General features: G+C 37.1%; 15 protein-coding genes. 5 read left to right on the top strand and 10 right to left on the bottom strand.

Annotated elements, in window-relative coordinates:
* Position 1: 1 nt before the first annotated feature.
* Genes thiS through thiC form a run of 3 tightly spaced genes read right to left on the bottom strand, consistent with a single transcriptional unit; the run spans position 2 to position 2,970 of the window.
* Entirely contained in the window at positions 2 to 199 is a 198-nt protein-coding gene (gene thiS / locus B5V81_RS02915; protein ID WP_039759793.1) for a sulfur carrier protein ThiS, read from the bottom strand.
* Positions 200 to 202: 3 nt separating this feature from the next.
* Positions 203 to 1,153 carry an FAD-dependent oxidoreductase gene (locus B5V81_RS02920; RefSeq protein WP_212112031.1) on the bottom strand — a complete coding sequence of 317 codons (951 nt, stop codon included), beginning with the start codon at positions 1,151 to 1,153 and terminating at the stop codon, positions 203 to 205.
* On the bottom strand, positions 1,150 to 2,970 hold the full coding sequence (gene thiC / locus B5V81_RS02925) for a phosphomethylpyrimidine synthase ThiC (protein ID WP_212112033.1): 1,821 nt from the start codon (positions 2,968 to 2,970) through the stop codon (positions 1,150 to 1,152). The genes B5V81_RS02920 and thiC overlap by 4 nt, the downstream gene beginning before the upstream one ends.
* 1,377 nt (positions 2,971 to 4,347) lie before the next feature.
* Here thiC and bgtC point away from each other — a divergent pair.
* A complete protein-coding gene (bgtC, locus tag B5V81_RS02930; protein ID WP_212112035.1) occupies positions 4,348 to 5,322 on the top strand; it encodes a gene transfer agent tail collar protein BgtC in 975 nt (324 codons plus the stop codon).
* 503 nt (positions 5,323 to 5,825) lie between these two features.
* Here bgtC and B5V81_RS02935 read toward each other — a convergent pair.
* The 5 genes from B5V81_RS02935 to B5V81_RS02955 form a co-directional block, all read right to left on the bottom strand.
* Entirely contained in the window at positions 5,826 to 6,626 is an 801-nt protein-coding gene (locus B5V81_RS02935) for a heme ABC transporter ATP-binding protein (RefSeq protein WP_212112037.1), read from the bottom strand.
* Positions 6,623 to 7,702 carry a FecCD family ABC transporter permease gene (locus B5V81_RS02940; protein WP_212112039.1) on the bottom strand — a complete coding sequence of 360 codons (1,080 nt, stop codon included), beginning with the start codon at positions 7,700 to 7,702 and terminating at the stop codon, positions 6,623 to 6,625. The genes B5V81_RS02935 and B5V81_RS02940 overlap by 4 nt, the downstream gene beginning before the upstream one ends.
* Before the next feature lie 20 nt (positions 7,703 to 7,722).
* Positions 7,723 to 8,628, bottom strand: coding sequence for a heme/hemin ABC transporter substrate-binding protein (locus B5V81_RS02945; RefSeq protein ID WP_212112041.1), 906 nt, complete (start codon positions 8,626 to 8,628; stop codon positions 7,723 to 7,725).
* 13 nt (positions 8,629 to 8,641) lie between these two features.
* Positions 8,642 to 9,685 (bottom strand): hemin-degrading factor, encoded by a 1,044-nt coding sequence (locus tag B5V81_RS02950; protein ID WP_212112043.1) that lies wholly within the window; start codon positions 9,683 to 9,685, stop codon positions 8,642 to 8,644.
* Positions 9,686 to 9,945: 260 nt separating this feature from the next.
* Positions 9,946 to 12,123: a TonB-dependent hemoglobin/transferrin/lactoferrin family receptor gene (locus B5V81_RS02955; RefSeq protein ID WP_212112044.1), complete on the bottom strand. Its 2,178-nt coding sequence runs from the start codon at positions 12,121 to 12,123 to the stop codon at positions 9,946 to 9,948.
* 241 nt (positions 12,124 to 12,364) lie between these two features.
* Here B5V81_RS02955 and B5V81_RS02960 point away from each other — a divergent pair, with 241 nt between their 5' ends.
* Complete coding sequence (locus B5V81_RS02960; RefSeq protein ID WP_212112045.1) at positions 12,365 to 13,150, top strand: energy transducer TonB family protein; 786 nt, start codon at positions 12,365 to 12,367, stop codon at positions 13,148 to 13,150.
* 1,007 nt (positions 13,151 to 14,157) lie between these two features.
* On the opposite strand, the gene B5V81_RS02965 is transcribed toward B5V81_RS02960, so the two are convergent.
* Positions 14,158 to 16,251: a lytic transglycosylase domain-containing protein gene (locus tag B5V81_RS02965; protein WP_212112046.1), complete on the bottom strand. Its 2,094-nt coding sequence runs from the start codon at positions 16,249 to 16,251 to the stop codon at positions 14,158 to 14,160.
* Between the two features lie 250 nt (positions 16,252 to 16,501).
* On the opposite strand from B5V81_RS02965, the gene dapA reads away from it, so the two are divergent.
* Both dapA and smpB read left to right on the top strand, forming a co-directional pair.
* Positions 16,502 to 17,386, top strand: coding sequence for a 4-hydroxy-tetrahydrodipicolinate synthase (gene dapA, locus B5V81_RS02970; protein WP_212112047.1), 885 nt, complete (start codon positions 16,502 to 16,504; stop codon positions 17,384 to 17,386).
* Between the two features lie 18 nt (positions 17,387 to 17,404).
* On the top strand, positions 17,405 to 17,881 hold the full coding sequence (gene smpB, locus B5V81_RS02975) for an SsrA-binding protein SmpB (protein WP_100129991.1): 477 nt from the start codon (positions 17,405 to 17,407) through the stop codon (positions 17,879 to 17,881).
* 24 nt (positions 17,882 to 17,905) lie between these two features.
* Here the strand turns inward: smpB and B5V81_RS02980 are convergent, their stop codons facing one another.
* Positions 17,906 to 18,574 (bottom strand): uracil-DNA glycosylase, encoded by a 669-nt coding sequence (locus B5V81_RS02980; RefSeq protein ID WP_212112048.1) that lies wholly within the window; start codon positions 18,572 to 18,574, stop codon positions 17,906 to 17,908.
* 567 nt (positions 18,575 to 19,141) lie between these two features.
* On the opposite strand from B5V81_RS02980, the gene rpoZ reads away from it, so the two are divergent.
* Complete coding sequence (gene rpoZ, locus B5V81_RS02985) at positions 19,142 to 19,540, top strand: DNA-directed RNA polymerase subunit omega (RefSeq protein ID WP_212112049.1); 399 nt, start codon at positions 19,142 to 19,144, stop codon at positions 19,538 to 19,540.
* Positions 19,541 to 19,609 lie beyond the last annotated feature (69 nt).

Genomic DNA, 19,609 nt, shown 5'->3' on the forward strand with positions numbered 1-19,609 from the left:
ATTAGCCTCCTTGCATTGGGCTTAAAATTTCAACTTTATCTCCTTCATGTAAAATAAATTGATCGCGCGCCTCTACAGGAATAACTTCAGCATTAACAGCAGTTGCTAGCCAACTCCCTTCATACCCCAATTCCACAAGCAAGAGACTAAGAAAAGAGGTTTCTGTTTGAATTGTTTCACCATTAACAAATATTTGCATGTTTTATTCCAATGCCAATTTCATTGCTCGTTTTGCCATTTCTGGAGACAAAAGAAAACCATGTCTATAAAATCCATTCACAGAAATATGATTACCATATTTGCATACAGAAGGGAAGTTATCAGGATAAGCTGGACGAACTCCAACGCCGGATTCAATAATTTCTGCTTCAGCAAAAGCAGGATGCAATGTATAGGCAGCGTTGAGCAATTCCATCATGGACCTCACAGAGATTGGACCTCCAAAGTCACTTTCAATCATTGTTGCACCAATCATGAAAATACCATCTTGCCGTGGAACAACATAGAGTGGAAACCGTGGATGAAGAAGACGAATTGGGCGGGAAAGTTTAATATCCCTACTGCGTAGGAGCAGCATTTCACCGCGCACTCCCCGTATATTTTTATCTTTTCCTAAACGTGCTATTCCTGTTGCATCAATGATCATATCAAAATCTGTTTCAGATGTTTTGACATCAACAAAACATGCACCATTTTTTATCAGGTGTTCTTTTAAAGCGATGAGTGTTTTACGAGGATCAAGGTGAGCTTCACTTTCATAAAAAAGCGCATAGTCAAAATGTTCAGCAATATCTGGTTCCAGATGGGCTATTTCTGTGCGATTTATGGTTCTATGATGATGGGTGCGAAGTGAAAATCGTTCAAGTTCCCCTCTATCGCGTGTAGGAGCAACCACTAAGGTACCTTTTTGTGTAACAAGATCTGGAAATGTTTTGCGCCACCATTGTATAGCTTGTACACCAAGGTCTTCAACAATCTGTTCAGTGTTTTCTTTTTCACAATAAGGAGCGAGCATTCCTCCTGCATACCAACTGGATGATCCTATAGGAGAATGTCGAGGAGCCGATACAGTAACACGAGCGCCTTTTTGTCGTAACATAAAAGCAACGGTTAAACCAGCAACGCCCGCACCTTTGATAAGAATATTCCTCAACTATTTACTCTCTTTTTTTGAGCAATATCAACATAAAGATCTCCACTTTCTTGATATTTTTCAGCCATAGCAACCATACCTTCACCTTTTGTTTTTTGGAGTACTGCAGCATCACGAATATCATGGGAAATACGCATAGAACAGAATTTGGGTCCACACATAGAACAAAAATGCACCAATTTATGGGCATCTTTAGGCAATGTTTCATCATGAAAGCTACAAGCTGTTTCTGGATCAAGAGATAAGTTGAATTGATCATGCCATCTAAAGTCAAATCGTGCACGTGAAAGAGCATTATCGCGTAACTGCGCTCTGGGTAAACCTTTTGCAAGATCAGCAGCATGAGCGGCGATTTTATAAGTGATAACTCCCGTTTTAACATCATTTTTATCAGGAAGTCCTAAATGTTCTTTAGGTGTTACATAGCACAACATAGCAGTTCCAAACCACCCAATCATAGCAGCACCAATTGCTGATGTAATATGGTCATAACCAGGAGCAATATCCGTTGTAAGAGGTCCCAAAGTATAAAAAGGGGCTTCATGACAGAGATAGAGTTGTTGTTCCATATTTTCTTTAATTTTGTGCATTGGGACATGTCCCGGTCCTTCAATCATAACCTGTACATTTTTTTCCCAAGCAATTTTTGTCAATTCTCCTAACGTTTTAAGTTCGGCAAATTGTGCTTCATCATTGGCATCGGCAATAGAGCCAGGGCGTAATCCATCTCCTAATGAAAGAGAAATATCATATGTTCTTGCAATATCACAAATTTCATCAAAATGTTCGTAGAGAAAGCTTTCTTTGTGATGATGGAGACACCATTTTGCCATAATGGAACCGCCTCGTGAAACGATACCTGTTACACGATCAATGGTCATAGGAATAAATGCTAATCTTAATCCTGCATGAATGGTGAAATAATCAACGCCTTGTTCTGCTTGTTCTATAAGAGTATCGCGAAAAATATCCCATGTTAAATTTTCAGCAATACCTTGTACCTTTTCGAGTGCTTGATAAAGAGGAACAGTTCCGATGGGGACAGGAGAATTTCGAATAATCCACTCACGAATATTGTGAATATTACGCCCTGTTGAGAGATCCATAACTGTATCGGCCCCCCAACGAATAGCCCAAACCATTTTATCAACTTCTTCTGACATTGATGAGGTTACCGCTGAATTACCAATATTGGCATTAATTTTAACACGAAAATTACGTCCAATAATCATTGGTTCGCATTCTGGATGGTTGATATTTTGCGGAATAATGGCTCGTCCGTTTGCAATTTCATTCCGAACGAATTCCGCAGTGTAAATTTCTGGTATTTCTCCACCCGATATATTTGAGTGCACTTTTTGTTGGTTTTTTATTGCTAGCCCTTCATTTTCACGTATAGCAACATATTCCATTTCGGCGGTAATAATACCTGCGCGTGCATATGCCATTTGTGTAATTTCTTTGCCACTTTTGGCTCGTAAAATAGGACGTTTTTGTTCAAATTCTGGTATAGGAGAGCTCGTTAATCCATTATCTTCAGGTTTAATTGGGCGCGCAGGGTAAGATTCAGTATCAGCACGCTGAAAGAGCCAAGATGAGCCAATCGCAGGTAAACCTTTTGTAATATCAATGATTGCATCTTTATCGGTATAGGGACCAGAAGTATCGTAGACATTTAAAGGTTTTTCACCACTATCATCAGTCAACGAAATTTCACGCAATGGAACATGCACATCAGAAAAAAGAGGACTCTGTTGATAAATTTTGCGTGAGGCGGGAAAGGGGCAGCAACTGATTAATGGAATATTTTTCGGCACAAATTTTTTCCTTCTAAACACAGAGTTCAAAAACTAAGGTATCATGGGATATATTCAAATAATCAATTACATACTCTTGAATGAAGAAATGCTTATAAGACTTTTATAGTAAGCGATCTTTAATAAAGCTTAAGAAAATTTATTTTGAAAAGATTAATGCGATATCTAAATAATATCTCACGCTCCCCCATGTAAACACTTTTGTTAGCACCGATATGATTGGCTTAAATACGGACATTGTCAATCACAAAGATATATTTTTAACGATTTTGGTGTATTTTTTAAGAATAAAAGTGGTCTTGTGAAGTGATAAACGATAATATTAAGAAGTTATCTTTGATAGCTGCGGGGATAGCAAATGTTAAATCAAAGGGGTATTTTTTATTTCGATTGATAAGGCAGATGAGTTAGCAAAATAGTTTTTAGAATACTCATTTTATATTTCAATGAATTAAAGAGATATCAATAATTGCAAGATGTTGTTTAGAAGGATTTATTGTTCTTGCAAAAAAAATATACCTATAATAAAATATACACACCGAGAGAGCCGTTCTAAATGTTGGAGGAGGCAAGCGATTACGGAGGGTTGGATTTTAAAAACCGACGGTGTGTGTTCATAAAAGATCCGAGATGAGGTTATATTTTTTAACATCCAGAACAAGGGAGATCTTCAGAATTGAGGGAATTCTGTGGTATTTTCTGAGTATTTCAGTTCACTAAAAATATGAAAAATTATCATATCGAATATATTCTCTATAATACATTGAGGTTGGGAAGAAGTCTATTCAAAAAACATTGATGTTGATCTCATAGCACAATTTCAGGAATAAATTAAATAGAATAGAGCAAAGTATATGCATGTAAATAAAAATAGAACGGGGCATGCAGAGAATTTGAAGCTAGTTTTTGATTTCTTTAAATACAAATCAAAGTCAAAAGACAGACTTAACATGCTGAAAAAAATAGAATATTTCATTAAAAATTTAAATCAGTGACTTTCTATGCAGATGACAAATTATTACATTTAATAATGGTTATATAAAACCCATCGTAAGGGAAAATTTGAACAGTATTTGTAAACTTTACAATAAGATACAGGATTTGAAGATAAAACTATGTAATCAATAGCTAAGTAACAAAACAAGATACAAATAATATCAGATGAGGCTACATTACACATTAGAAGTGGAAACATTAAGACTGATGTTATGAAAAAAAGTTTGATGAAATGAGCTTATTAAATGGGAAGGTGAAGAGAGAAAAAATACGTAAAATACGGATGGTGCAGTGGTTATGATGTACTAATGCGGCGGGCACATTTTAGAACACAGAACGAGAAATTATTAGAAAAACGATGAAAATAATGGGGGATTTATAATGTCTAATATTTACGATTGGTCGCTAAAAGCTGATGAAAATGCTCATTCAGATAATATCATTAATTGGGCAGAAGGTCAGCCACCTAGTTCTGTCAATGATAGTGCACGAGCAATGATGCAGCGTGTGCGTGAATATCTTGCAGATAATGGTGGATCTATTGATTCACACTTTATGGTAAATGCAGAAGATAAAACAACATTAATTACCTTAAAGACAGTTTCACCGATAAAAAAATACAGCAATGATATTATTGTTCGTTTTAAAGCTCGTGGTGTGAATATTGGTACGACGACAATAACTGTTAATAATATAGGAGAAAAGTTTATCTATAAAGCTACTGATGTGGGGGTTATACCATTAGAAGGTGGAGAGCTACAAACAGATGGCATTTATGAAATGGTATATAATAGTGGTGCTTTAATAAAAGAGCATGAGGGTTGGTATTTATTAAACCCTACACCACCAAAGGTAGAAAGTTTTCCCGCTGGATTCATTGCAACATTTGCTATGCAAAATATACCGAATGGTTGGCTTTTATGTGATGGTACGGCTTATAAACGTGAAGATTATCCGCAATTATTTAAGGCTATAGGTTATAAATGGGGAAAAGATAGCGATACGACTTTTAAAGTTCCTGATTTTAGAGGCATGTTTCTACGTGGCTTTGATGATGGTCGGGGGTTAGATGATAATAGAAAATTTGCTGATGAGCAACAAGATAGCATAAAATCACATACGCATATTGGGACCATTGAAGAATCAGGAGAACATGTGCACGATTTTGAGTATAAAGGAGTTGGATGGCCAACTGGTAATATCGGGAGATTACCGAATTATTATACCTATAATACAACCCTAAAAGGAACAACAGCTTCTGCTGGTGCCCATACACACAAGATAACTCTTTCCCATACGGGTGAGACAGAAACACGCCCTATTAATACAACAGTTGTCTACGCTATAAAATCATAAGTATGATTGGGTAATCAATAATCGATACACTCTGATAATTTTATTAACGCGGAGGAGTTCCGCGTTATTTTCTATGCATGTGAAGAAAAAAACTATCTTATTTATACAATACTTGAGAGAGTTAAAAAACAATTTGTAAATAAAGAGAGAAAAGTAAAAAATATGATTTTATATGCTTTTACTATAGAGATATTATAAATTAATATTTGTATGTCAATTTTGTATATATTTCTTGGATTATGTTTATAAAAACATAAAGTTATAGAAAAAGCAGGAGAGTTCATATCGATATTATACAAAATGAAATCTCAAGTGTTTTGAATTACGTAAAATCTTGAAAGATTTTAAACAGGGTGTTTTTTACAAAATATGGTGTGTTGGATTTTCTTTTTTAAAATGACAGATGATAGAGAGGTGCTCATTTAAAAATAAAACAGACTTTTTAATATTTGCATGTTTTATTTTTTCTGTGGATTTTAATTTTTAGATTGCAGCCGATAGCTTTAGGATTTAATTTCATAGGAGGATGCCTTTTGAGGAAGTATAAACGGGATATCTTCTTTAGGTAATTCAGAAACGTTTAAGGAGCAATGATAAACATCGCGGAGATTTTGTGTTGTCAAAACGGCAGGAGCATTCCCTTCGCAATAAACCTCTCCCTCCTTGAACAAGATCATATTATCTGCATAATGTGCAGCGAGATTGAGATCGTGAAGAACGGCAAGAACACCACCACCAGAATGAGCAAATTGTTTTGCAATATCCATAACAATAATTTGATGTTGAATATCGAGGCTAGCAATAGGTTCATCCAATATCATCCAACAAGGAATTCCTTTATAAACGGGTTTCCAGATTTGGCAGAGAACACGCGCAAGTTGTACACGCGCCTGTTCTCCACCTGATAATTGGTGATAATACAGGTTACCATAATCAGAAAGGTCAACGCGCTCTAAAGCTTTTTGAATAAGATTTTGCAATTCGGCTTTGGCAATGTGGTTTACAGAAAGGCCAAGTCCTACAACTTCATGGACTAAGAATGGGAATACGAGCGTTGTTGATTGTGGTAAAATAGCGCGCATTTTTGCCATTTCATAAGTCTTTGTTTGGCGTACATCATAACCATTTAAGGTTATTTTCCCACTGTAAGGAATTTCTCCACTCAATGCTTTGACAAAAGTACTTTTTCCTGATCCGTTAGGACCAATAATGATGGTAAAAGCTCCACTTTTAGCTTGAAGATTAATGTGGTTAAGAATCTGTTTCTTTCCACGCTGAACGTAAATATTTGTCGCTTCAATCATGAAAAGTTTGTTCCTCGTTTGCATATAAGGATCCACAGGAAGAAGGGGGCTCCAAAAAGTGCTGTTACGATTCCAATTGGCAATTCTGCGGGAGCGACGATTAAGCGTGAAAATGTATCAGCAAAAATAAGCAATGCTGCTCCCAAGAGAGCAGAATAAGGAATGAGATAGCGGTGATCAGGACCAATGAGCTGACGTAAAATATGAGGAACAATAATACCAATAAAACCAATACCACCACTGACAGCAACAGAACTTCCACACATAAGAGCAACAAGGGGAATAGCAATATTTTTAACACGTTGAACAGGAAAACCGATATGACCAGCAACGGCTTCTCCAAGCGCAAGAGCATTAAGTGCTCGTGATAAAAAGGGGGAGAAAAGAAGACCAATAAAGATGAAAGGGAGAACAAGCCATACTTTCAACCATGTCGCCCCCGCAAGAGAGCCAAGACTCCAAAAAGTGATATCGCGTAATTGTTGGTCATTTGCGATAAAAATCAATGTTCCGACAACTGCACTGCTCAAGGCACCAAGGGCAATACCGGCAAGCAACATCGTTGCAATAGAGGTAAAGCTATGATGCGTTGCTATTACGTAGAGAATAATCGTTGACAAAAGCCCACCAAAAAAAGCGCCTATGATAACTTTGTACGGCTCTAGAAAAGGTGCAAATGAAACGGGAAAGACAAAACCTACAACAATTGCTAAAACAGCACCAAGACCGGCTCCCGCTGATACACCTACAATTCCAGGATCGGCAAGAGGATTACGGAAAAGTCCTTGCATCAGAACACCAGAGACAGCCAAAGCTGCTCCGATCAATAGCCCTAAGATAACACGAGGAAACCTTATATCAATAAATATGAGATAATTGCGTGTTTTACTACTGACAGAAAATTCTTGCGTAAATATGCTATAAAGAAAATCAAAGAGAGAAGTATTTGAAGCACCATTTAAAAGTCCGCTTAAAATACTGAAGATAAGGAATATTATTAGACCTAAGAAGAGTATTTTTCTCAAACTCTCGCGATTTGTTTTTTTATTTTTTTTTGTTTCAGATGCATAAACCATAGGTGGTTTCTCTAGCAATTTTATCCGTTTTTATCGTTTTGGTTTGCACCATAAAGCATATGAATAAGTTCTCTTGATGCGTACGCAGTGCGTGGACCAAATCCTAAGAGGTACATAGCATCCATTTGTTTAATAGCATGATTTTTTGCGGCGGTTGTTGCTTGAATTGCTGGTATAGCTAAAAGCTTTTCAAGATTAATAGATTTTCCACTATGAGTGATAAGCAAAATAGCATCAGGATTTGCTTTCAATAACGCTTCATTATTGAGAAGTTTATACCCTTTATAATCAGTAATGGCATTAATGGCACCTGAAAGTTTTATGATACCATCAGCAGCTGTATCTGTTCCAGATGCCATAACACGTCCATTTTGCACGGACAAAATAAAAAGGACACGCTTTGGTTTCGTTACTTTTGCCAAAAGAGCATCATTATCTACAAAATCACGACTCACTTTTTGAATTAATGCAGCGGCTTGTGCTTCACGATGGATGGCTTTTCCAACGAGGTGAATTTTTTCTATGACACTTTCTCGAGAATAGTTCTCAGGTATGATCACGATAGGGATTGATGTTTTTTTGAGGATTTCAATTGTTGAAGGAGGCCCGCTTCCTTCAACGAGCAAGATTCCCTCTGGAGCAAGAGACAAAACACCTTCAGGTGAAAGAGCACGCATATAGCCAAGCACAGGAAGTTTAAGGGCTTCTTTAGGATAAACGCTTGTACTATCACGGGCAACAAGTTGATTTTGTGCTCCTAATGCATAAACAATTTCCGTCAGAGAACCACCAATAGAGACAATTCGTGCATTTTCAGAAAAATGTGTGGTAGGTTCAGCAGTGACATGGTGAGAAAAGAAACTAAGAGAAAACAATATAAAAAGAAGAGAAAACCTTAATCGTCTGTGCAAAAGAAGTATAAGCATATTTTATCTCTTTCTAAGCGACGACTAATTCTTGATAGGGAGGAAGAGACTTCAATAAAGAACGCCAATCCTCACGCTCTTTTTGACCTTCTTTGCGCAAGCCAAAGAATTGAACAATCATTTCATCATTTTTATCGAAAACTTCAAGTGAACTAACATAACCATCACGGGTAGGTTTGCGAACATGCCATACATGAGAAATCCCAGACGTAAGTAAATGGAGATCAAACCCTGGATCAAGAACATTAAGCCAAGGTCCCATTTGCTTAATATTCTTTACAGTCCCACTAAAAATTTGAATACACCCTCTATTCCCAACAAAACACATAATTGGCAGTTCTTGTTGTGCGACTTGGTTAAGCATCATTTCAACAGCATCTATCTGTAATTCATCAGCAAATTCATTGCCAACATATTTCACAGCATGATGCCGATTAATTTTAAATTCAGAAACAATTTTGTGAAGTTGATGTACATCTGTCATTTTCCGCCAACGATCCCGAAAAGCTTCAATATCTAAGTTTGTTACATCACATTGAACTGGAAGGGAAACGGGAAGAATGTCAAGAGCAGAGGACTGATCTTCAAGAAGGAGCTTTTCAACAAGTCCATTCCACTCTTCCATATTTGTCATATCTTTAGAATAGATCTTTAAAATAGCAACGCCATGTTGATCAAAGAATTGTAGACTTTTTGTAGGTTTTCCACGAATAATAACATCATATTCGAAACCAAACTTCCATTGTTTTGTAAAAATACGCAAATCAATTTCACCAAGTGTGATAGGAATATGCTCGTTTTGAACAATCTTTTCAAAACGTCCTGTTATTTCGTGAACAGCATGTTCGTTTCGTGTTAAGACCATAACTGTTCCAAGTCGAGGAGCACTCTCCAAGAGAGTAGCAACATCAACTTGTAGTCTTTTTGCTTTTCCAACGCTACAATAGGCCGCAATAAGTTCCGCTTCAGATATACCAATCGAAACCGCAAAATCACGGTTACGCATTTCCTTTTTTTCTTCACGCAAACGAAGAATCATTTCAGCTGTATGTTCCATGACTTTACCTTATGCTTAACTCAAAAACTAACTTTCAAATTTTACAATTCCAAAGCAATAGATTAAACTCTTTTAAGAGTTCAATCTATCACAAAATAACGCTCTATCGCCAACAGCCGGACAATTAAAAAGTGATAAAACAGAAAGAATTAAAAACCTTCTATCAAATCTTTGTAATTTTAAAGATGTTGAAAATAGAAACACAGTAATTGATCCTTTTATCGATATGATTTTATTGACCGAATAGTTAACAGAAGTGACTAAAACTTTTGTACAAATGACACCTTAAAGTTACGACCAGGCTGACTATAATAATCTTTCGGTGTTGAACTTTTCCCTGAAGGAAGTTCAGAGGCATTCCAATATTTCGTATTGAAAAGATTATAAACACCGGCTCTTAGAACAGGTCCTGTTTCACCGAATGGCTTCCACCATCCTGTCATATCAACGACATGATATCCTGGAGTTTTTTGGTAATCAGATTCTTTAGCGACTTTGTCACGTTTGGCTGCCAAAGTAAGGATAATATCGCTTCCCCAAACTTCTTTGGCATACCCTAGGCCGATAACTGCTTTTAAAGGAGGAATTGAGTTAAGATACTCCTTTTTATCAAGATCTTTTCCTTGTGAATAAGCGAGAGAAACATTGCCATGGAAACCATTTTTAAGATTTAAATGTGCTTTTGTTTCAATACCAAAAATTTGCACGCGAAAACGATTCATGTAATGCCGACGCGCAAATCTGAATTCTTCTGATGGCCCTCTATCCTCGGTATCTATGAAGTTCTTATATTGGTTGATAAAGGCATTGAAGGAACCACCAAAATTTGCATTTCCATACCGTAGACCAACATCATACCCATTGCTTGTTTCTGGTTGAAGATCAGGATTTCCTTTCACGTAGTAAGCAGAAGGCTTGATATAAGAGACATAAAGTTCTGAAATACGCGGTGCACGAAAAGCCTGAGCCCACTGAGCATAGAGCGTTACTTGATTATGAACATCCCACTCCACGCGCAATTTAGGAGAAAAGCGCGATCCACTTCTTTCTGGAGGGAATTTATCAGAAATCAGTGCTTTTTCATAAGCAGGTGTTTTCTGAGGAACATATTTGTACCAATCATACCGAATTCCTGGTGTTACACGAAAACGATTATCAACCAGACCAATTTCATCTTCAAAAACAAAGCCTAAATTGTAACCATTTGTGTCTGGTGAATCTGATCGATTAGCAGGAACAAAAAGACATCCCCGCGCGTATTCTTTTATATGACAATTGTCTTTACCCAACAAATAGTGATGAAATTTAGATGACGAAACATTTGTTGCAAACCGTAACGTATGGTTTGTAGTGCCAAAATCCACGTTCTTAAATGCATCAGCATTGAAACCATAATTAATATTACGCAAGAAATTATCTCTTAAATAATCCCCTTTGGGTGCTGAAACACGAACGCCCGTCATAACGTAACGACTTGATTGCCTTTGCCAATAAAGCACCCCACTAAACGCATCAAGAACCGCATCGCCATTACCCTTATAATTATAAGAAAGAGAAACACGCTCACGAAGCTTATCATCACGCTCATAAACAGAACCTGGAGCATACCTTTTAGACGAATTTAATTCATGCGTGTTACTGTTATGACCAAAACGCTCTGCGGTAAAACCAAGCCGGTGATTGTCACTCAAATATTGATGAATCTTAAAAAGCAAGTTATTTTTATCAAAGTGAGAAGGGTTTTTACGCGTGCGTTCTTCATATCCTCCCACTGTTCCCATATTTTTGCGCTCATGACCCTCTACATAAGATCCTTGGAAAAGCAAAAATGTTCGGTAATTACGCACAGCAAAAGCTTGATCAATGCGCCAGCTATTATCAATAGAATGATAACCACCTTTTATAAGGCTTCCCCATTTCTTTCCTTCCACGATAAGGTCTTCAGGATCAAGGGTCCGCAACGCAATCACCCCCCCTAAGGCGCCAGAACCATAAAGACTGGAATCTGATCCTTGAATAGTATCAAACGTAGAAAGAGCATTGAAATCAAAAGTTGTGTTTCCACCTCCACCACGGAATATATCATTAAACCATGGAAGAGAAATACCATCCATTGTTGTAAGAACACGGTTTGCATCTAAACCCCGAATAACGAAACTGTTATTTTCTGAGTTATAGGATACAGAAGGATTAAGGCGACTCACATCATAAACATCAGTTATTTGTTTTTCATCAATATTCTTGTTGGTTTTACGATCAGTCAGAACAGTTATTGAATTTGAAGAATCTTCTACTTTTTTTCCTTTAATAAGGATTGGCTTGAGCTCAGTCACAACATTCTTATCGCTGTTTTGTGCAAAAACAAATGAAGGTATACAGACCGACAACGCACCTAAAATCACACAGCTTTTATGGATATTTTTCCGTCTTATTTGCATAACACATTATAACCTTTTTCTTAACATCCCCTCTCTAAGCTTGAAATTTTACATATAAAAATGCTTGACTTAACCCTACCAAAAATTAGCCAACCAAGCAGAGATGATTTAAATATAAAATCACAGAGGAACCATATTAAACATGATAAAATCAGTCAAGAAAAAAGTTGCAATTTCAAAATAGCTTGTTTTAATGAGATGAAATACCAATATTGTACTTAGAATAGCGGCGGGAAAAACGATGGATTTTGCAAATATGAGGCAGTTATCAACTCTTTGGATGATTGCATTTGTTGGTGCTCTGTCTCTGCATATTGCATTGGGAGCGCAGTTTTATTTTCGAAAGGTTGGTGTCAGTAATGGTATGCTCTCGTCGACGGTCATGCTAACTCTTGCCCAAGAGAGTATATATCTAGATGCTGATATAGACTCGTTAAATTTGGATCATAATACAGATTTATCAAATGTTAGCACAAAATCAGAACTATTGCAGCCAGATCTTTCTGAGCAAGAGCCAGAGATATCGGAAACGGTGGGTGACATTCAACCAGAAGAGTCCCAGCATACCGTAGAAAAAGATGATTTTACAGTAAAGTCTTTGGAAGAATCTCTTCCTCAAAAAGTAGAAGATAAAATATTTGAAAAAAAAACGATACGGATACCAAAGACAGTTGTAAAAAAGCCATCTGTAAGGGCCGTGCGTTCACTTAATGCCAGACAGAGCGGTAGTACAGCAGGGCTGGAAGATATGGTGTTAATGGAGTGGTTAGCAAAGGTACAGTCGCAATTAGAAAAGCAAAAAAATTATGTTGTGGGACAACGTATCAGTCGAGCAAAAGGAACGGTGAAATTAGAATTTAGGGTACATGAACGGGGGAGTATTTTTTCCAGCCGCGTCGTCGTTTCTGCTGGAGATCCAGAACTTGATCGATTGGCTATGGTAGCTCTTCAACGCGTTGGTTCTTTTCCACCACCACCACCATCAAAAGTGAATAAAATTATCAGAGTCTCCTTGATCTTTAGCTGATTTTTTATAAGGGCTCTGTTCATATAATATATTGGTTTATAATGACTATTTATCATTTTATAATTTTAATGAAAGTTCAAATGTAGTTTTTTCGAAATCTTTTTGACATTGAAGCAATCAAAATCACCCACTGACTTACGACACAAGTGGGAAGCGTATGGATAAAAAATTTTAAAAAAGCAGTAAACATGCTTCTTATGAATGCTCTAAATGAAAGGGCTGTTGCAACATTGGGAGTTAGGAGATGATAGAACAATAGCTTTTATTAAGTGAAGGTTAATCGTGTCTAATAAGATTTTACACCGATCGTGAGAATATTTTCATAAGTACTTTTCAACTATACAATGGTGAAGTAGACTTAGAGACATTAAAATAAAAATAGGAATAAGAAAGCATATTATTTTAGCTAAATATTCTGTTTTGTATAAAGGATGTGAACTTATATATAAAAATGAGAGAAACAAAAGGCAAAGCTTCACCTTCATTCTTAAAAGATATTAATATATTTGAAAGTTGTAAAGCTGCATGACAAGGGAAGAGATAAGGTTTTCTCACTCAATGACTGTCTGTCTTTTTGCTTTAGAGATGTTTCAAACAGATATACATAATAACACGCCCTTATTGGTATAGAAATAGTGTCAACAGAAAAAACTCAAAACATGCTATTATACAAGATTTGAATGTTGATTAATAAGCAACCATAAAAGGATGCGCTATTCATTTCGCTCTTTTTACATTAAACTTCTATGCTGTTATCGTTTATGTGTTGAGAAGAAATGAAATATTTATGCAACATGATGATTTATAATAATAATTCATTATTTTATATTTGGAATGAGAGTCTCGAATAGCGTAGAATTTTTCCATTTCAACTCTATTGATACTGAATCAATTAAAATCGCGTACTTGCACATCAAAAGTGAGGCTGTATGTAGATCCTCTTTAGGAAAGAATAAAAATGCCTTTTAAGAACGCTTTCAAATGCTCTTTGGGAAGATTAAGGTATATTATTTCCGTCGACCAGAAAGGAGGTCGGTTTGTATATCTATTTTCCCAGTGAGTCTTGCTTTGTAAACACCGTAATTTTCCATAACACGCATCACGTAATTCCGCGTTTCTGTATAAGGGATACGTTCAATCCAATCAATGACATCATCAAGAGATTGTCCTCGAGGATCGCCATAACGTTTGATCCATTCATTGACCCGACGAGGTCCCGCATTATAGCCAATAAGAGTTAGGATATAAGATCCATTAAAACGTTCTAATTGTTCATTGAGAAAATAGGTGCCTAATGTTACATTATAACGAGCATCACTACTGAATTTTTTATGAGACCATGCGATTGAGTATTTTTTTGCGAGTGCTTTTGCTGTTTTAGGAAGCAATTGGAGTATTCCTTGTGCACCTGCTTTTGATATGGCTGTTGGATTAAATTCGCTTTCTTGGCGTGCGATGGCATAGATAAGCGATTTTTCTTCTACAGAAATATGAGCAGAAGCTGGTATAGCGCCTAGAGGATGAGAGAGCGCCCCAACATTTTTTCCCTGAAAAGCAGCCATTTTTCCGATTTTGAGGCTGGTATAATAGTCACCATTTTTTTCTGCCATAACAGCTAGAAGTGCTAATTCACCGGGGCTTTCTATTTTTTTTCCGAGTTCTCTGTAAAAAACTTTAGCAAAATCAGCATATCCAGCTTCTTCAAGACGTTGAATTGCTTTGATCACTTTTCGTGCGCTAAAATGTTGTCGCTCAGCGGTTGTTGGTTTAGGAAAGGAAATGTTAAGCTTTTTTTGGTTGAGACGCGCAGCGGCTAATTGACCATAATAAGTTGCACCAAAGTGAGCCGCACGATAAAAGTAATGCTGGGCATTTTTGTGTTCTCCTAGTGTTTCTGCTGTTCTCCCCATCCAGTAATATCCACGTGATACAGAAAAAGGTGAAGAGGAGAGTTGAGGAATGCGTGAAAAATGTTGCATTGCCAATTTAGGGTTATGAAGAAACCGTAGTGCGTACCATCCTGCGTGAAATTCAGCATCAACGGCTAATGCAGATGGCATGTCAATGTGCATTGCAACGAGTTGATAAGCCATTTTTGGTTTGTTTAAATCAAGCATTTCTCGAGAAAGGGCGCGTTGCTCTTTCCACAATGAATGAGGGTTCATAAGATGGAATGCATCTTTTGATGTTTTCATCATGAGCGTTGCGGCTGCATCATATTGCTCTGTGTGCCGAAGATGGCGCATTCGAGCAAACTGGAAAAGAGGATCTTTCTTCCATGTTCTCTCTATAGCTTGTAATTTTTGCGTTGCTCTAGGATCATTTTTTTCAACGGCTACAAAAGCATCAAAAAGAGATTGAGCACGAGCTAATTTTGCAACGCGTGCCGCTGAATCAAAACGATGAGCATACAGCATAAACTGCATGCGTTTTAAATGATCAATAGGTTTTAAGGCAGTGCTTGCATTTTTAAGAACAAACATTTCTTCTTTTGCATTAAGCTGTGTTTTATGCCACCATGGTGCAATAATGTGTTGAGCACGGGTGATTTGTCCCATTGCAATAAGTGCTTTAGCGAAGAGGGCCATGCCTTGTGTCGTGAGGGGGGGGTGGTGAGAAAATTTTTGGATAATGGCGCGTGTGACATTGGTTTCGTTAAGAAAAGCACGTTCAGCATTGCGTTGCATCGTTTCTATACCAGGCCATCCTTTTAGCATGTTAATGGCATTAAATATTTCAGAGCTTGGTATATTATCTTGGTTTGATAGCCCTAGCGCCCATGTCAAAATGTAACGATCAAGGCTATGTTTCTCCATTGAATTACGCAAGTTTATTGTTTTTGTAATATTATTATTTGCAAGGGCATCTAATCCAGCTTTTAGTTGTTTGAGTGTCCCAGTATTGTGCGATGTCGTGTGTCTCTGTTGAAGAAGTCCTTGAGTTTCTTGTTTGATAGTAAGGGGGGTAGGACGTGTCGAAGGGATTGGTGCTTTCCCATGTAAAAGAGGTGTTTGAGCATGTGCACTTGAAAATAAAATTCTTATTGCCAGTATAAGTGCAGTAAAGGTTGATACGAAAAGAGAGGTGGAAAATACGCGCATAGAGAAAAGACCTTGAGACCTTGCTTTTTGTAAAAACTTTTAAGGGTTTATAAAACACAAGCATGAAAAACGCGTTAATACAGATGGCTTATTTTAAAGAAATGTTCAAAATTTAAGGAGGGAGATGTTCATTTTGTAGAGGCTTTTTTTGAAATTCATCTTGCTTCAATGATAGAGCAAGATTATGCTCTAGTTAAATTTATAAAGGCGATTATAAAAAAATAAAAGCGAACATTATAGGGAGTTTATCATGCTCAAGGGAGCTATAACTGCGCTTATCACACCGTTTGATTATAAGGGTGAAATTGATGAGAAAGTGTTTTGTGATTTTGTGGAATGGCAGATTACACAAGGGATTAATGGTGTAAGCCCTGTTGGGACAACAGGTGAATCGGCAACTTTAAGTCATGAAGAGCATAAGAAAATTATAGAATTGTGCGTTGAGCAGGTTGCAAAGCGCGTTCCTGTTGTTGCTGGGGCGGGATCAAATAGCACAAGTGAGGCTATAGAGCTTGCGCAGCATGCAGAAAAGGCTGGTGCAGATGCAGTTTTAGTTGTCACTCCCTATTATAATAGACCCAATCAGTCTGGTTTATACAAGCATTTTTCTTCCATTGCCAAAGCTGTTTCTATTCCGATTATAATTTATAATATTCCGGGGCGTTCTGTTATCGATATGGCTGTGGAAACGATGAGAGATCTTTATCAAGATTTTAACAATATTATTGGTATTAAGGATGCCACGAGCAGAATTGAGCGCGTGAGTGAACAAGGTGAAAAATGCGGCAAAGATTTTGTGCAGCTTTCCGGTGATGATTGTACAGCATTAGGTTTTAATGCACATGGAGGTATCGGGTGTATTTCAGTTTCCTCCAATGTTGCTCCAAAACTTTGTGCGGAGCTTCAAGCTGCTTGTTTTCGTGGTGATTATAAAGCAGCACGGGAATTAAATGATCGCCTCATGCCTCTCAATCGTGCTGTGTTTATTGAGCCTAGCCCAGCAGGTATTAAATATGCTGCTGCAAAGTTGGGATTTTGTGGTGAGACTGTGCGTTCTCCGATTGTTCCATTAACAGAGAGCACAAAGAAGATTATTGATGTAGCCCTTAGTCATGCTGGTCTTTTAAAAGCATAAAATGATATTGACAAAGCCATGAATAAAAAAAAGAACGCGCCCGTACGGAAAATAATTGCTGACAATCGTAAAGCACGTTTTAATTTTGAAATTCTTAATAATCTTGAAGCGGGTCTTGTTCTTCAAGGAGCGGAAGTGAAGTCTTTACGTTCTAATCATGCTAATATTGCTGAAAGCTATGCTAGTTTTGAAAATGGGGAATTATGGTTAGTAAACAGCTATATTCCTGAATATACGCAGGCTAACCGTTTTAATCATGAGCCGAGACGTTTGCGTAAGTTATTACTTTCAAAACGTGAGATGGCACGCTTTTTTAATGCAACATCCCGTGAAGGAATGACACTTATTCCTCTCAAACTTTATTTTAATGAACGTGGGCGCGTTAAGTTAGAAATTGCTCTAGCACGTGGGAAAAAACTTCACGATAAGCGCGAAACGGAAAAAAAACGTGATTGGGGACGTGAAAAAGCAAGACTTTTAAAAAGATATGGATGATCGATTTGGATATCCTTTATTTATTTAGCATTGATCTAAGTATGTTTTTGCGGCTTGAAAAATTTGGTGAAACATAGCGTCTGTCAAACGGCCAGTATTCGTATTATAACGAGAACAGTGATAACTTGAAAAGATCCGTAATCTGCCAATGTTATTGATTTTCCCATGTTCAAAAGGATGAGCCAAAACTTTTGCATTAAGAGCGCGTATGGTTGAGTGGTGTGCGATGGTGCCTAAGGTAATAACGGCTTTAAGTTTGGGAAGATTTGTTAAAAGAGGCGAAAAGAAAGAGCGGCACGTGTTAATTTCTGCACCGGTGGGTTTATTTTCTGGTGGGACACAACGAACAGAATTAACGATTGCAACGTCAATGAGTTCAAGATTATCGTCTGCTCTTTCTTCAAAGGTTCCTTGGGCAAATCCGAATTTTTTCAAAGTGGAATAAAGTAAATGCCCAGCATAATCACCCGTGAATGGGCGTCCAGTTCGGTTGGCGCCGCGTAATCCAGGAGCAAGACCAACAATGAGAAGGCGTGTTGTGTCTGCACCTTTATAGGGAAAGAAAGGGCGGACCGGTGCGTTATGCCAACGTGGTTCTTTCACACGCCAGTCAGCGATAAATTGATGGAGCCTAGGACATAAATTGCAATTTTGGGGTGGCTCTGGGCAAAGCGATGTTAATGGGCTATTCATGGCGTTAGGTATCAATATTTTTTTATTCTTTCGAGTCTTTTATAGCGTATATGACGGGTTATGTTTTGATAAACAACCTAGAATATCAATAAACTGTTTTAGAAGAAAGTTTAATATAAACTTATCGCTGATTATAATGTAATGAAAGGCAATTTTTCAGTCATTTATTCAATGAATAAGAGTACAATACAGAATGATATTTAAAGAAAAAATTCTGTCTTTCATAAATATATAATCATAAAAACCGTGCATAAGGCTGTTGTTATTGGAAAGTTTTTTTAAGAGTTCGTATTCCTTTTAAAGGGATAAAGACTCTGAAGAGATATTTTGTCAAGAGACACCTTCTTTTGCTTCAAGATAATCTATTGGAAATTCTTTTAAGGGCAGCTTTGATAACGAGCATGAATAGGATATACATTTTTTTATCAAGTCTCCAAGAATTTTCTCAAATAATTTCTTTAAGCAAAAAATATGAAAGCTTGAGTTGTTTTTCTTGTGTTTTATTTTGATTATTGTATATACTCATCTGTCCGCTATTAAATTTTTTTATTTGAGAAAGAGGCATAAATGGCCCGCGTAACGGTAGAAGATTGTATTGATAAAGTTGATAACCGCTTTGAATTGGTACTTTTAGCAGGTCATCGGGCGCGTCAGATTTCACAAGGAGCGCAGATTACAGTTGATCGGGACAATGATAAAAATCCGGTTGTTGCTTTGCGTGAAATAGCAGAAGAAACATTATCGCCTGCTGATTTAAAAGAAGATCTTATTCATTCGCTGCAAAAGCATGTGGAAGTAGATGAGCCAGAAATGGCAAGTGAATTTATTACCCATTCAAGTGAAGCTGAAAGTATTTTTAATACTTCATCGCAAGAAGAAGGGACTTCATTTGATCATATGTCAGAAGAAGAGCTTTTAGCGGGTATTGAAGGTTTGGTTGTTCCAGAAAAAAGTGACGATTATTAGATTATTAATTGCATCTGTTGATATTACAGGAGTTAAAGATACCTTGTCGTGTAAGGGGCAGTTATTTTT

It is taken from the genome of Bartonella queenslandensis, assembly GCF_018155095.1.
Lineage (GTDB): Bacteria > Pseudomonadota > Alphaproteobacteria > Rhizobiales > Rhizobiaceae > Bartonella > Bartonella queenslandensis_B.